14 protein-coding genes are annotated in these 13,570 nt (G+C 62.5%); 3 read left to right on the forward strand and 11 right to left on the reverse strand.

From position 1 onward, the window contains the following. Nucleotides 1-42: 42 nt before the first annotated feature. Nucleotides 43-882: an inositol monophosphatase family protein gene (locus OVA00_RS37320; protein ID WP_034796402.1), complete on the reverse strand. Its 840-nt coding sequence runs from the start codon at nucleotides 880-882 to the stop codon at nucleotides 43-45. A 200-nt stretch (nucleotides 883-1,082) separates the two neighbouring features. On the opposite strand from OVA00_RS37320, the gene OVA00_RS37325 reads away from it, so the two are divergent. The 3 genes from OVA00_RS37325 (at nucleotide 1,083) to OVA00_RS37335 (ending at nucleotide 5,220) form a co-directional block, all read left to right on the forward strand. Further along, nucleotides 1,083-2,396 (forward strand): MFS transporter, encoded by a 1,314-nt coding sequence (locus OVA00_RS37325; RefSeq protein ID WP_268090918.1) that lies wholly within the window; start codon nucleotides 1,083-1,085, stop codon nucleotides 2,394-2,396. A 640-nt stretch (nucleotides 2,397-3,036) separates the two neighbouring features. Continuing rightward, complete coding sequence (locus OVA00_RS37330; RefSeq protein WP_268090920.1) at nucleotides 3,037-4,620, forward strand: Na+/H+ antiporter; 1,584 nt, start codon at nucleotides 3,037-3,039, stop codon at nucleotides 4,618-4,620. A 93-nt stretch (nucleotides 4,621-4,713) separates the two neighbouring features. Then, nucleotides 4,714-5,220, forward strand: a complete 507-nt coding sequence (locus OVA00_RS37335; RefSeq protein WP_034796412.1) for an NUDIX hydrolase — start codon at nucleotides 4,714-4,716, stop codon at nucleotides 5,218-5,220. 19 nt (nucleotides 5,221-5,239) lie between these two features. Here the strand turns inward: OVA00_RS37335 and OVA00_RS37340 are convergent, their stop codons facing one another. The 10 genes from OVA00_RS37340 to OVA00_RS37385 all read right to left on the reverse strand — a co-directional run bounded on the left by OVA00_RS37340 (nucleotide 5,240) and on the right by OVA00_RS37385 (nucleotide 13,570). Further along, the gene (locus OVA00_RS37340; RefSeq protein WP_082566301.1) at nucleotides 5,240-5,560 is read right to left on the reverse strand and encodes a WGR domain-containing protein; all 321 of its coding nucleotides are present in this window, start codon (nucleotides 5,558-5,560) and stop codon (nucleotides 5,240-5,242) included. A 93-nt stretch (nucleotides 5,561-5,653) separates the two neighbouring features. Beyond that, on the reverse strand, nucleotides 5,654-6,967 hold the full coding sequence (locus OVA00_RS37345) for a TRAP transporter large permease (protein WP_060603769.1): 1,314 nt from the start codon (nucleotides 6,965-6,967) through the stop codon (nucleotides 5,654-5,656). Next, nucleotides 6,964-7,476: a TRAP transporter small permease gene (locus OVA00_RS37350; RefSeq protein WP_060518088.1), complete on the reverse strand. Its 513-nt coding sequence runs from the start codon at nucleotides 7,474-7,476 to the stop codon at nucleotides 6,964-6,966. The genes OVA00_RS37345 and OVA00_RS37350 overlap by 4 nt, the downstream gene beginning before the upstream one ends. A gap of 137 nt (nucleotides 7,477-7,613) precedes the next feature. After that, nucleotides 7,614-8,591 carry a C4-dicarboxylate TRAP transporter substrate-binding protein gene (locus tag OVA00_RS37355; protein WP_060517914.1) on the reverse strand — a complete coding sequence of 326 codons (978 nt, stop codon included), beginning with the start codon at nucleotides 8,589-8,591 and terminating at the stop codon, nucleotides 7,614-7,616. Between the two features lie 195 nt (nucleotides 8,592-8,786). After that, entirely contained in the window at nucleotides 8,787-10,064 is a 1,278-nt protein-coding gene (locus OVA00_RS37360; protein ID WP_089045104.1) for an L-fuconate dehydratase, read from the reverse strand. A gap of 19 nt (nucleotides 10,065-10,083) precedes the next feature. Further along, nucleotides 10,084-10,929 carry a fumarylacetoacetate hydrolase family protein gene (locus OVA00_RS37365; protein ID WP_034796416.1) on the reverse strand — a complete coding sequence of 282 codons (846 nt, stop codon included), beginning with the start codon at nucleotides 10,927-10,929 and terminating at the stop codon, nucleotides 10,084-10,086. Nucleotides 10,930-10,954: 25 nt separating this feature from the next. Further along, nucleotides 10,955-11,689 carry an SDR family oxidoreductase gene (locus tag OVA00_RS37370; RefSeq protein WP_192493898.1) on the reverse strand — a complete coding sequence of 245 codons (735 nt, stop codon included), beginning with the start codon at nucleotides 11,687-11,689 and terminating at the stop codon, nucleotides 10,955-10,957. 10 nt (nucleotides 11,690-11,699) lie between these two features. Beyond that, complete coding sequence (locus OVA00_RS37375; RefSeq protein WP_060517920.1) at nucleotides 11,700-12,146, reverse strand: MaoC/PaaZ C-terminal domain-containing protein; 447 nt, start codon at nucleotides 12,144-12,146, stop codon at nucleotides 11,700-11,702. A 1-nt stretch (nucleotide 12,147) separates the two neighbouring features. Next, a complete protein-coding gene (locus OVA00_RS37380; protein WP_089045105.1) occupies nucleotides 12,148-13,227 on the reverse strand; it encodes a Gfo/Idh/MocA family protein in 1,080 nt (359 codons plus the stop codon). Continuing rightward, nucleotides 13,220-13,570, reverse strand: coding sequence for an L-rhamnose mutarotase (locus OVA00_RS37385; protein WP_089045106.1), 351 nt, complete (start codon nucleotides 13,568-13,570; stop codon nucleotides 13,220-13,222). Before OVA00_RS37385 ends, OVA00_RS37380 begins: the two co-directional genes overlap by 8 nt.

The following is a 13,570-nucleotide window of genomic DNA, read 5'->3' on the forward strand; positions in this document are numbered from 1 at the left end:
TGTATGCGAACGGGTGGCATGCGTGTTCAGGCTACCGCGGTTTCAGGCCAGCTGGAGCCTGGCGGCTTGCTCCCTTTTCTGGACCGGGATGCCTGAAGCCACACTTACGCCGCCGGCAATCGCCGGCGTCGATGCGAGCACCGGCCCGCCGTCGAGCAGGCTGCCTATTTCCATGAAGGGACACACGGCGCCGCCCGCCTCGGCAACGAGCAACAGTCCGGCAAGGCAATCCCACGAGTTCATGTGCAGCTCGACATAGGCGTCCGAGCGCCCATCGGCGACGTAAGCGAGCGCAAGTGCCCCCGAAGCGCCGCGCCGCACATTGGCGCCCTTCTCCAGCATCTGCCGCATCGTCTCCAGATAGGTCTCGTCCGGCACCCGCCGCGACCAGCCCATTTCGACCGACGCGGCATCGAAGGTCGCCGTCGACGAGACCGTGATGACCTTGCCGTTGAGCGTTGCACCTTCTCCCCGGCGGCAGAAATAAAGTTCGTCGTGGGCCGGATTGTAGATTGCGCCGATCTCTGCGTGTCCGTGTTCGACATAGGTTATGGAGATGCAGAAGTGCGGGATTCCGCGCGCGAAGTTTGCCGTGCCGTCGACGGGATCGACGACCCAGACGCGATCGGCAACGGTCCCGCCGCCCTCCTCGCCCAGGAACGCATCGGCCGGAAAATGGGTGGCAATTGCGTCGCGAATATGGGCCTCGGAGGCCGCATCGGTTTCCGTCAGAAAATCCTGCGGGCCCTTTAGCGAAAAGCCACGCTCGGCACTTGCCTTGAAGCCGTCGAGCACCAGAGCGCCGGCAGAGCGAATGACATCCCGACACAACAGGGCCCGCCCCGAAAGGTCGTTCGAATAGCGCGGCTTGTGATCGTTCATCGGCGAAACTCCATTGCACACGCGTGCATATTTGCACGCGTGTGCATGTCGCGCAAGTCGAAATTGCCGGTCCGTGCCAGGTGCCCGGAAGATTGGTCGATCCTCGCGGCCGCACTCAGCCGCATCTGCGGCATTTCTGCAATATCCAAGCAGGCGCGGTCGACGTAGTGTCCACACGTCGAATCTCAAGGTAGGGTCGAATGACGACGATCACGATACAGGAAGCGCTCGACCGGGCGGGCACGGGCCCCTATCAGCGGCGCCTGATGGGCATATTTGGCCTGGTTTGGACGGCCGACGCCATGCAGGTGCTCGCCGTCGGGTTCACCGCCGCATCCATTGCCGCAACATTCGGGCTGACGGTTCCCCAAGCGTTGCAGACGGGCACGTTGTTTTTCCTGGGTATGCTGATCGGCGCCGTCGGCTTCGGCAGGCTTGCCGATCGGATCGGCCGGCGCCGGGTCCTGCTCGTAACCGTTGCCTGCGACGCGGTCTTCGGCATTCTGTCGATCTTCGCTCCGAATTTCGTGGTCCTGCTTGTCCTGCGCTTCCTCACCGGCGCTGCGGTCGGCGGCACACTTCCCGTCGATTATGCGATGATGTCGGAATTCCTGCCGGCGCGCAGCCGCGGGCGATGGCTGGTCATGCTCGAAGGCTTCTGGGCCGTGGGCACGCTGATCGTGGCACTGGCGGCATGGCTCATCGCTCTTGCCGGCCTTACGGACGGATGGCGCTACATCTTTGCCGTCACGGCCATTCCGGCAGTCATTGGCGTCGGACTACGCTTTCTCGTGCCGGAATCGCCGCTTTACCTGTTGCGCGCGGGCAAGGCGGAGGCGGCCAAGGCGATCGTCGATCGAATGCTGGCAGCCAACGCTCGACCGCAACTCGAGCCGACCGTATCGATCGCCCCGCCTGTACCGACCGCCGATATCAGTATCTTTTCGAAGGACTTGCGTCGCCGCAGCCTTCTGATCCTTTCGGTCTGGTTCCTCGTCTCGGTCTCCTACTATGGCGTCTTTACCTGGATGCCGCCGCGGCTTGCGGGAGAAGGCTTCGGCTTCGTGCGTGGCTATGGGTTCCTCGTTCTCATCGCTCTGGCGCAGATCCCGGGCTATGCGCTTGCCGCCTACGGCGTCGAGAAGTGGGGACGGCGCCCGACGCTGGTCGGTTTCTGCCTGCTCTCCGCCCTCAGTTGCCTGTTGTTCGTCGTGGCGGATGCGGCCTTAGTCGTTGCTGCTGCGCTCCTGATCATGAGCTTTGCACTGCTCGGCACATGGGGCGCACTCTATGCCTATACGCCGGAACTCTATCCGACCGCCTCGCGCGCGACCGGCATGGGGGCGGCCGGCGGCATGGCTCGGCTCGGTGGCCTGCTTGCGCCTTCGCTCATCGGATTGCTGGTGGCGAAGGGCTTCGGCCTAGCGATCGGCACCTTTGCAGGCTTGCTGCTTGTGGCGGCGATCGCCGCTGCGATGATCGATGCGGAAACCCGCGAGGTATCGCTGACCTGATACGGTGCATTCTTTTCAGGGGCAGTAGCTCACAGTTTGGAAAACTGAACTGCGTTTCAACGCGTTAGCGCCTCCTTTCCCTGTGAACAACCTGTGGACCGGCTGCGGACAAGGCCGGAAGTCGGGTTGCCGGCTGTTCGATCGTAAAAGCGCTCGTAAAATGGCTGTGCGGTCAAGCTCACGACCGTTAGTGTAGCAACTATCTCATCGGGGCCGGCACGTGTGCCGGTCCCGATTGTCCGCCCGGACGGGGGTCCTTGGCGGCGTCCCCTCCTCCCACAGAACGCTCATTTTGGCACCGTTTGGCAGTTCCGGCCGACGACCGCGGCGCACGTCTTGCGTTTATGCATAGCTGCATTGCACAATAAATGTTTTCCAGCTGGTCAAAAATCAGGCATAAAGCACACAGCTGATGCACATGGCGGGTCTCCTCCCAGTCCGCCGCAGCAGCTGTTCCCCTCTGGAGGTTTTTGACCTTCACACCTTTATGGGCCGCGGTCTTCCGCTGGCCCTTTTTTCTTTTCTGCGACCCTTCACCTTCGGCAAGGCTCCACGCCACTGTTGCTGCACGCGCAATTGCGTTTCGAAAAAACGTGTTCTGTAATGGGCCGCGTCATTGAGCGATGGAGGCGGGAGACCGGTGGAGCCGATACATCTGTTCGAACTGGTGATCGGCATGTTTGTCGCGATCATCGCGCTGCACTACGTCGCGCATCGGCTCGGCCTGCCGCCGTCGGTGGCGCTTCTTAGCGGTGGCGCGATGCTCGCCTTCATGCCGGGGCTGCCGGCCATCGCGGTCGACCCGGAGCTGGTGCTCGTCATCTTCTTGCCGCCGCTGCTCCTCGATGGCGCCTGGACGATCGCGGTCGGCCGCCTGCGCCGTCACCTGATCGGCATCGCGTCACTTGCGATCGGCGCAGTGTTTTTTACCGCGGCCGTCGTTGCCGTCGTGACGCACCTCATCTTCCCGTCCCTGCCTTGGGCCGCATGCGCCGCACTCGGGGCGATCGTCTCGCCGCCCGACGCCGTCTCGGCACGGGCCGTGCTGCAGCGCGTGCAGTTGCCGCGACGGCTGCAGATCCTGCTCGAAGGCGAAAGCCTGCTCAACGATGCAAGCGGACTGGTATTGTTCCGCTTCGCGATCGCCGCCGGCGTCACCGGGGCTTTCAGCGCCGGCGAGGCGGTCGGCAACTTCTTCCTGCTGGCGATCGGCGGTGCCCTTGTCGGCCTCGCCATCGGTACGGCGTGGGTGCTGCTTGCCCGCCGCCTCGGAGATGAGTACCTGATCATCGCCGCGACGGCCCTTTTGTCCTGGACGTCCTACCTGCTCGGCGAGTTCCTGCATGTTTCAGGCGTGATCGCGACAGTTACCACCGGCCTCGTCGCCAGTTGGCACCAGCACACCGTGCTCTCGGCCGCCACCCGTATGCGCGGCTCGGCCTTCTGGACCGTCATCGTCTTCCTGATGGAGGCCGCGGTTTTCATCCTGATCGGCCTGTCGCTTCGCGGCGTGGTCGAGCGCGGCGGCGGGTTCGAGACCGTTGCAGCGACCTTGGGATGGCCGATCCTCATGGTACTCTTCGCGCTCACCGTCGCCCGCTTCTTCTGGGTGTTCGGTTCCGACTTCGCAATCTGGCTTGGCAACAGGCTGGGGCTCAAGCGCTACACGCCGGTCGGCGCGCGTGGTGCGACCGTGCTTTCCTGGGCCGGCGTTCGCGGCGTGGTAACGCTCGCGCTTGCGCTGAGCGTGCCCGAAGGCTTCCCCGGCCGGGACTTCATCCTGGTAACCTCCTTTGCCGTTATCCTTGGAACGGTGCTGATCCAGGGAACGACGCTCGGGCGGGTGATCGCCTGGGCGAGGCTCGTCGAGCCTTCGTCTGAAAAGGCACCCCTCACCCTAAGCCAGGCCGAGGCGGCGATGGCCCAGGCGCAGCTCATCACCATTCAAAGCCGCGCCTATGACGCGGCGGGCAATCTCATCCATCCGCAATTGCTGGACCGCTATCAGCGCCGAGCGGTTTCGATCGTCGACTATGCCGCGCGCACGGAGCATTACACGCCGATCCTCCACGCCCATTTCGACGTCGTGCTCGAAGCGGTCGCGACCGGGCGGCGCGAACTCATCCGGCTTCATCGCGCCGGCGAAATCGACGATGAAACGCTGCATGAACTGGAGCGCGATCTCGACCTTGAGGAATTGAGCGCAATATCTGCCAAGGCGTGAGCCTCTTGCCGGAACGTTTCTTTCCATTTTCTCCTTTGACATGAGGGGCGGATGTCCTAGATGTCCGCAAATTGGCGCCAAGTATCGAGGAGCTTGAGAGCGATCAAGAAGTCAAAGGCGCCGAAACCACCAAAACCGAAGACGCTGTTGCAGAAGCTGGCTGCCTCGCCCGAGAAACTGTTTTCGGGTTCGTTTCGCCAGCAATGTGCAGCACTTTGCTATCGTTACGTGCCTGACGGCGCGATCGAGATCCTTGTGGTGACGTCGCGCGACAGCGGCCGCTGGCTCATTCCAAAAGGCTGGCCGATGAAACAGAAGGAACCGCACGAGGCCGCGGCGATCGAAGCCTTGCAGGAGGCCGGTGTTCGCGGGAAAGTTCGCAAGAAGCCGATTGGCAGCTACACCTACTTAAAGATGCTCGATGACGGCGACGTGGTGCCCTGTATCGTTGACATCTTCCAGATCGAAGTCACCAAGCTGGCGGAAAAATACAAGGAGAAAGGCGAGCGTTTGGTCGCCTGGGTCAGCCCCGATGAAGCGGCGCGGCGCGTCCGCGAAATCGAGCTCAAATCGCTTCTGGTCGACTTCAAGCCGCGGTGAAGTCGCGCACCTTTCCGGATCACATCCTCGGACGATAGCCGCGCTGACGTTTGCTACGCGTTAGCTCGAGGAAGAGTTTGACCGCCTCCTCCTCCCGCGCGAAGTGGTGCACCATCATCTGGCCGTGACTTCCGATCCGTCCCCAGCGCCGCGTCAGGCACGCCTCGCCCAATAGGGACATGGAGATCTGCATGGAGTAGTAGCGCGCCATGTTTCTGGCCGCGTCCCTTCGCTCGACATAGATCTGGTAGGGCTGAACGATCGTCATGCGCGAAGATTCGGCGATCGGCGCGCATAGGTCCAACGAGAGTTTTGAATCGATCCGGGGTGATCGATTCATTTTCGTGATCTGTCGCAACGGTGGGTCGGAGCGACGTGCCAGGGCTTAGTCCGGCGCCCAAGTCAAAGGCCGCCGGAGCCGCTCTGGATCGCGCTACTGAACCGCCGCGGTTCCGTAGACGAGGTTCGGCAGCCACAGCGAGAGCTGCGGAAACATGCTGAGCATCACCAGCAGCACCATCATCATTGCGAGATAAGGCAGGACCTCCCGCGCATAGGCCATCATCGGTACCTTCAACACCATCGACGAGATGTACATCAGGCCACCGACCGGCGGCGTGATGCCGGCGATCGTCAGGTTGGTGATGAAGACGACGCCGAAATGCACCCGGTCGATACCGACGCCGTCGATGATCGGGATCAGCATCGGGGTGAGGATGATGAGCGCCGCCGAGCCTTCGATCGCCGTGCCGATGACGATGAGGAGAACGTTGATCAGGAGCAGCATGAGGAGCGGGTTGTCTGTCGCGTCACCTAGCCAGCCGGACATGGCCTGCGGCACCTGTTCCCAGGCGAGATAAAAGCCGAAGGAGGCGGCCGCGCAGATCATGATCATCACCACGGCGGAATCGCGCACCGCTTCTGCCAGGACCTCCGGGATTTGCCGGAAGGTGAACTCGCGGTATCCGAAGATGGCGACGAAGAGCACATAGACGACGACAACCGCCCCGGCCTCCGTGGTGGTGAAGATGCCGTAGCGCGTGCCGGCGAAGATGACGACCGGGATCGACAGCGCCCAAAGGCCGTCGATCAGCGCCCGGCTCGCCTCCGCCCTGCTGGCGCGTTCCTTGCGGAGCGGCTTGTAGCCACGCTTGCGGGCGATGAAATAAGTGGTGACCATCAGACCTGCCGCAAGCACGAGGCCGGGAACGACGCCTGCAGCAAACAGTCGGCCGATCGAGGTTTCGGCGAGGAAGCCGTAGACGATGAGACCGATCGAAGGCGGGATCAGGCTGGTAATGATCGCCGCCGACGAGGTGATGACCGCGGCGAAGGCACGGCTATAGCCCCGTTCCGACATCTCGACGCCGAGCGTCTTTGCGAGCATCGCAGCGTCGGCGTTGGCAGACGCTGTCAGGCCGCCGAGAAGCGTGCCGAGCACCGTACACATCTGCGCCAGTGCGCCGGTCATGTGGCCGACCAGCACGTCGGCGAGCGTCAGCAGGCGCCGGGTGATGCCCGATGCATTCATGATGCAGCCGGCAAGCACGAAGAGCGGCAATGCCAGCAGTGACACGGACTGGCTGCCCTCGGCCATCTCCTGTGCGAAGTTGGCAAGCGGGATCATGTCCATGTTGATGAAGAAGAAGGCAAGCGCCCCGATCGCCATCGCCCAGGTGATCGGCGTCGACAGGAGGAAGAGGACGACGACCAGCAGCGAGGGGCCGGCAAGATGAAAAAGGGTCATATCAGCGATTCCACATTGCGGTGCAGGCGAACGGTCCATGGCCTTTCGACGATCAGGTGCTGGACGAACATGCCGGCCGAAGCCAGCGCCAGCGGCCCGTAGGAAAGGCTGCGAGACAGATCCATCGCGATCGTGTGCACGTGCCGCGAAGTCCAGGCCTGCCAGCCGAAGAGAACGGTCATGACGATGAAGAATAGCGCCAGCAGCAGGTAGTTGAACCAGGCGATCGCCTGCTGCCAGCCGTTGGGTAGCGCCGCGACGAGGACATCGATCGCCGCATGCGTGCCGAGACGAACACCGGCGACGGCGCCGAAGAACACGAGGTAGGCAAAAGCCATGATCGCCAGCTCGTAGGTCCAGGCAGCCGGCTGCGGGAAGATGTAGCGGCTGACGACACCCCAGAGGATCGAAAAGACGATGACGAGAAGGGCGGCAACGCCGACCGCTTCATCGGCGCGCCGCAGGCTGAAGAGAGGAGCGGTCTCTTCCGGCGAAGGTGAGGTTTCCATGATGGCCCCAATCATTTTGAAAGGCGGAACAGGGCCGGCGCTTGGGCCGGCCTGATGGTTTTCTGTCGCGGCATCCTGAACGCGCCCGACGCCAGCACGACGCGGCGTCTCTATCGCCGCGTCGTGCAATTGCCTGCTTACTGCGCCATCGCCCTTTGCACCTGGTCGTACACGCCAGGCGTGATGTTTGGCACTTTCTCGTAGGCAGCGCGCGAGGCTTCGATAAAGGCCGGGATGTCGATGTCGGTGACGATCTCGACGCCGGAAGCCGCAAGCTGCTTGGCGTAGGCGTCATCCGTTTCGAGCGTCATTTCGGTCAGCTCCTTGGCGATCGTCTGGCCTTCCTCGAGCAGGATTTTCTGCAGGTCTTCCGGCAGGCCGTTGAAGAATTGGCTCGATGCCACCCAGGCGGTGAACATGATCTGGTGGCCGGTTTTGGAGATGACCTTGCGGGTTTCGTTCAGCTTGGCGCCGGCGATCGAACCGAAGGGGCCTTCGGCCGCATCGACGACGCCGGTCTGAAGCGCGTTGTAGACGTCGCCCCAGGGCAGTTCGGTCGGCCGTGCGCCATAATTGCCGAAGGTCGCCATCATGATCGGCGACGAAGGCACGCGGATGGTGACGCCGGCGAGATCGGCCGGCGAGCGAACCGGCTTGTTGGCGATGATGTGGCGATAACCGAAGAGGCCGTTCGGCATGATGATTTTGATGCCCTGCGCCTCAAGCTTGCCCGAGAGCTCCTTGTAGAGGTCCGACGCGAAGAGACGGTCGGTCGCCGCCAGATCGGGGTAGACATAGGGGCCGGCCAGAATGGAGAGATCCGGGACGAACTGGCCGAGCTGGCCATAGTCGGTGGCGCTGAGCAGACTTGCGCCGCTCATGACCATCTCGTTGACCTTCTTCTGCGCGCCGAGCTGGTCGCCGGTCATGACCGTGATGGCGATGCGGCCACCCGAACGTTCGCCGACACGCTCGGCATAGGTTTTCATGGCTTTGACGATCGGCTCGTTCGGATTCACCTGCGAGGTCGAGAACCTCAGGCTGTATTCCTGCGCGTTGGCGACGGCGCAAAAGGACAGCGCAGCCACGGCTGCAGCCAGAACAAAGGTCTTCATCAATTTCCTCCTCTTCCCGGACTCCCCTCCGGAATTCACAATGAATGAATAGATCATTCATAAATGAACGCATCACGTCAAGGGCTGGGCGCCGAAATTGACCGATGATCGGACGAAACAACAAAGCCGGAGCGGCTCTATATCGCTCCGGCTTTTGAATCTTGAAGCCGTTATTCTTATATAAAACCTTCTGCGTTAACCGCCGAACCTGTAGTCGGCGATCGACTGCGGCTTCATCTCGATCGAGAACCCGGGCCGCTGTGGCGGCATATAGGCGGCGTTCGCGATCACGCAGGGGTCGAGGAAGTGTTCGTGCAGATGGTCGACATATTCGATGACGCGACCATCCTTCGTTCCGGATACGGCAATATAATCGATCATCGACAGGTGTTGGACATATTCGCAAAGGCCGACGCCGCCGGCATGCGGCCAGACCGGCAGTCCGTATTTGGCGGCAACGAGCAGCACCGCCAGCACCTCGTTGAGGCCGCCCATGCGGCAACTGTCGATCTGGACGATATCGATCGCGCCTTCGGCGATGAACTGCTTGAACATGATGCGGTTCTGGCACATCTCCCCGGTCGCGACCTTCACCGGACCGATCGCCTCGCGGATCTTGCGATGGCCGGCAACATCGTCGGGGCTCGTCGGCTCTTCGATGAAGAACGGCTTGGCAAAGGCAAGCTGCTTGACCCAGTCGATCGCCTCGCCAACCTCCCAGACCTGGTTGGCGTCGATCATCAAGTAGCGGTCCGGGCCGATCACCTCGCGCGCGATTGTCAGTCGCCTGATGTCGTCGGCAAGGTCGCGGCCGACCTTCATCTTGATGTGGTTGAAACCTTCGTCGATCGCCTCCTGGGCGAGACGCCGGAGCTTATCGTCGTCATAACCGAGCCAGCCGGCCGATGTCGTGTAGCAGGCATAACCTTCATTCTCGAGCGTCGCGATGCGCTGAGCCTTGCCGGGTTCGGCCCTGCTGAGGATGGCGACCGCCTCGTCACGCGTCAGCACGTCCGTCATGTAGCGGTAGTCGACGATGTCGGCGATCTCTTCCGGCGACATGTCGGCGACCAGCCGCCAGACGGGCTTGCCCGCCTCCTTGGCAAGCAGGTCCCAGACGGCGTTGACGACGGCGCCGGTCGCCAGATGCATCGCACCTTTCTCCGGACCGATCCAGCGCAGCTGGCTGTCGCTGGTCAGGTGCCGCCAGAACCGGCCGGGATGGGCGAGAATGTCTGATGTCTCCTGGCCGACGATCAGATGCCGCATGGCCTTGATCGCCATGCAGCAAATGTCGTTGCCGCGGCCGATGGTGAAGGTGAGACCATGGCCCGCAAGTCCCTCCCGATCGGTGTCGAGGATGACATAGGCCGCGGAATAGTCCGGGTCCGGGTTCATCGCGTCGGAACCGTCGAGGCTCTGCGAGGTCGGAAAGCGCAGGTCGAAGACGCGCAGATCAGTGATGCGGGTCATGGTCACTCCAGTCTTATGATCAATCGTCCGCGCGCACGGACTGCTTCTGGCTGCCGAGGCCCTCGATGCCGAGTTCGACGACGTCGCCGGCCTTAAGGTAACGCGGCGGCTTCATGCCCATGCCGACGCCGGGCGGCGTGCCGGTCGAGATGATGTCGCCCGGCTGCAGCGACATGAACTGCGACAGGTAGGAGACGAGGTAGGCAACGCCATAGACCATGGTCTTCGACGAGCCGTTCTGCATGGTTTCGCCGTTGACCTTCAGCCACATCGGCAGGTTCTGCGGGTCCGCCACTTCGTCCTTGGTCACCAGCCACGGGCCTGTCGGACCAAAGGTGTCGCAGGACTTGCCCTTGGTCCACTGTCCCTGGCGCTCGATCTGGAAGGCGCGTTCGGAGACGTCGTGCACGGTGCAGTAGCCGGCGACATAGTCGAGTGCTTCCGCCTCGGTGACGTACTTGGCCTTGCGGCCGATGACGACGCCGAGTTCCACTTCCCAGTCGGTCTTCTCCGAGCCGCGCGGAATGATCAGGTCGTCATTCGGGCCAACGATCGCCGACGTCGCCTTCATGAAGATGATCGGTTCGGAGGGAACCGTGGCGCCCGTCTCGGCGGCATGGTCGGAGTAGTTGAGGCCGATGCAGATGAACTTGCCGGTACCGGCCACGCAAGGGCCGAGCCGCTGGTTGCCGTCGACAGCCGGAAGGCCGGCGAGATCGAGTGCCTCGAGTTCGGCGAGTTTGTCCGGGTCGAGCGCCGCACCTGAGAAATCGGCGACGTGGCCGGAAAGATCACGCAAGGTGCCGTTCGCATCGAGGATGCCCGGCTTTTCCTGGCCCGGGAGGCCGTAACGAAGAAGTTTCATATCTCTGCTTCCTGCTTGTCTGTTGTCAGATGGTCCAGCCGCCATCGATGGCATAGGCCTGGCCGGTCGTATAGGTGGCGCCCGCGAGATGGACGGCAAGGTCGGCGATCTCTTCCGGGGTGCCGAGCCGTCCCATTGGCTGGCGGGCGATAAAGGCGGCACGCGCAGTTTCATAGTCTCCCTGGGCGCGCATGCGGTCCTGCAGCGACGGGCTTTCGACGGTGCCCGGGCAAATGGCGTTGCAGCGAACGCCCTCAGACACGTAATCGGCTGCGACGGCCTTTGTGAGACCGATGACGGCGGCCTTGGTGACGCCGTAGGCAAACCGGTTGGGTACGCCCTTGATGCTGGAAGCGACCGAAGCCATGTTGATGATCGCGCCGTCCTTGCGGACAAGCATGCCCGGAAGGACCGCACGAATGGTACGGATCATCGCCTTGACGTTGAGGTCGAGCGCGAACTCCAGATCGCTATCCTTCATCTCCAGGATCGAACCGGCATGCACGAAACCGGCGCAGTTGAAGAGGACGTCGACGGCGCCGATCTCTGCCACGAGCGCTTCGACCGCTTGCGTGTCGAGAACGTCGAGCCGGTGCGTTTCGACGTCGGCTTCCTTTACAAGTGCCGCAAGCGCATCGGTATTGATATCGGTCGCGTGCACCTTTGCGCCGGCCTTCACAAAGGCCAAAGCCGAAGCGCGGCCGATGCCTTGAGCCGCAGCCGTAATCAGGACGACCTTGCCTTTAAGATCCGCTGTCATTCTCGATCCCTCATGCTTTGCGTTCAACGACCAGGATATGGTCGGCGGCGAGAACGACCTCGCCACGCTGGTTGATGACTTCTAACCGTTCGACGATGCGTCCCGCCTTCGGCCGCTTCGGATCGTCCTCTTTGGCGGCGATCGTCACGCGGGTACGGATCGTATCGCCGATATGAACCGGGCGCACGAAGCGCAGACGATCATAGCCGTAGGAAAAGGCAACCGGATTGATCAGCGATGCCGTAAGGCCGACGCCGATCGAGAAGATCATGGTGCCGTGGGCGATGCGCTGCCCCCCCGGCAGGGTCTTGGCGAACTCCGCATCCATGTGGTGCGGAAAGAAATCGCCGGTGTGGCCGGCATGGACGACGAAATCGGTCTCGGTGATCGTCCGGCCCGTCGTCAGGCGCTCATGCCCCAACTGGTAGTCTTCGAAATGGATGATCTGTTCCGACATCTCAGCGTCCCGGAAGTGGCGCGATCGCCGTTGCCGGCGACGCACTCGATTGATAGGCGGCCTCGACGAGAGCCATTGTCTGCCAGGCGTCTTCCACCGAGCCGATCAGCTCCGGGTCTTCGCCGGAGGCGAAACGCTGCAGATTGGCCATTCGGTTGGCGAAGGCGTCGGGGAACCAGGCGCCTTCAAGCGGAACCGACACCCACTCGACAGCCCCGGTTGGCCGGATCCAGAGCTCGTCGGGCTCGCCCTTGGGATAGTCGAGGTTGACACCGAGTTTCACATAAGCAGCACCCGACGTGCCCGAGATGCGGAACTCGCAGGCCTGGAACTTACGGCCGAAATCATGGTCGTGATTGATCGAGAGCACGCAGCGCACTCGATCACCATAGTCGAGGATCGCAGCCGTCCGTGTCTGGGCAACCTCATGGTTCGGATGGCCGATCGTCTTCGCATGGACGCCCAAGGGGTTGCCGAGCAGGCCGCGCACGAGATCCAGATAATGGATCGAGTGCATGGCGATCTCGATGCGCGGCAAGCCTTTCAAGAACGGCCAAAAGCCCCAGGGGGTGGAGAGTGCAAGCCAGGCGTCGAAATCGACGACCTCGCCGAGGTATCCCTTCGCGATCGCGTCTTTCAGCGCCAGCATGATCGGCGCGAAGCGGAGCTGGAAATTGACCGCCGCCTTCAGTTTGCGCGTCCGGCAGAGCTCGAGAATGGCGGTCGCGGCTTCAAGGTCCGAGCCCATCGGCTTCTGGATGAGGGCAGCGGCGCCGATCGGAAGCTTCGCCAGGATGGCGGCATGGGCCGCCGGCGGGGTCGCCAGATCAAAGATTGCATCAGCGACCGCAAGCGCATCCTCTTCCCGTTCGAAGGCGGGAATGCGCCAGGCGCCGGCAAGCTTCGCGGCCTTCTCCCGGTCTGGATCATAAAGGCCCGCGACTGGGAAGCCGGCCTGGCGATAAGCCGGCAGATGTGCGTCGCCGACGATGCTGCCGGCGCCGAAGATCACGATCGGCCGGGGCTTTGCCGGTTTCGGCCACCACTGCCTGAGCGCGCCCGGATCGAAATTTTCAGCCATTGTGGGAGACCTTGCCGTCGTGATGGAAGACCTCTTCCATCATCGCCCACCACTCGCCTTCCTGGCGCGTCTCAAGCGGCTTCTGGCAGGGCATACAGACCGACCACCATTCCTGGTTCTTCGGATGTGCGGCCATCTTGGCCATGTCCGCCTCAAAATCAGAGCCGACATACTCCCAGTAGCCGAAGAGCAGGTTTTCCGGCTCCTTGAGGAAGATCGAGTAGTTGGTAACGTTGCACTGCGAAATCAGCGCGAGGATCTCCGGCCAGACGGCGGCGTGCAACGCCTTGTATTCGGCGACCTTGGACGCCTCCAGACCGATCACCATTCCCATTCGCTGCAT

It is taken from the genome of Ensifer sp. SL37 (assembly GCF_026672675.1).
In the GTDB taxonomy this organism is placed as follows: domain Bacteria; phylum Pseudomonadota; class Alphaproteobacteria; order Rhizobiales; family Rhizobiaceae; genus Ensifer; species Ensifer adhaerens.

Bases quoted from the DNA above. Each gene is read 5' to 3' on its own strand.
- OVA00_RS37320 (WP_034796402.1), bottom strand. From the start codon at position 882: ATGAACGATCACAAGCCGCGCTATTCGAACGACCTTTCGGGGCGGGCC.
- OVA00_RS37325 (WP_268090918.1), top strand. From the start codon at position 1,083: ATGACGACGATCACGATACAGGAAGCGCTCGACCGGGCGGGCACGGGC.
- OVA00_RS37340 (WP_082566301.1), bottom strand. From the start codon at position 5,560: ATGAATCGATCACCCCGGATCGATTCAAAACTCTCGTTGGACCTATGC.
- OVA00_RS37345 (WP_060603769.1), bottom strand. From the start codon at position 6,967: ATGACCCTTTTTCATCTTGCCGGCCCCTCGCTGCTGGTCGTCGTCCTC.
- OVA00_RS37350 (WP_060518088.1), bottom strand. From the start codon at position 7,476: ATGGAAACCTCACCTTCGCCGGAAGAGACCGCTCCTCTCTTCAGCCTG.
- OVA00_RS37355 (WP_060517914.1), bottom strand. From the start codon at position 8,591: ATGAAGACCTTTGTTCTGGCTGCAGCCGTGGCTGCGCTGTCCTTTTGC.
- OVA00_RS37360 (WP_089045104.1), bottom strand. From the start codon at position 10,064: ATGACCCGCATCACTGATCTGCGCGTCTTCGACCTGCGCTTTCCGACC.
- OVA00_RS37365 (WP_034796416.1), bottom strand. From the start codon at position 10,929: ATGAAACTTCTTCGTTACGGCCTCCCGGGCCAGGAAAAGCCGGGCATC.
- OVA00_RS37370 (WP_192493898.1), bottom strand. From the start codon at position 11,689: ATGACAGCGGATCTTAAAGGCAAGGTCGTCCTGATTACGGCTGCGGCT.
- OVA00_RS37375 (WP_060517920.1), bottom strand. From the start codon at position 12,146: ATGTCGGAACAGATCATCCATTTCGAAGACTACCAGTTGGGGCATGAG.
- OVA00_RS37380 (WP_089045105.1), bottom strand. From the start codon at position 13,227: ATGGCTGAAAATTTCGATCCGGGCGCGCTCAGGCAGTGGTGGCCGAAA.
- OVA00_RS37385 (WP_089045106.1), bottom strand. From the start codon at position 13,570: ATGCAGCGAATGGGAATGGTGATCGGTCTGGAGGCGTCCAAGGTCGCC.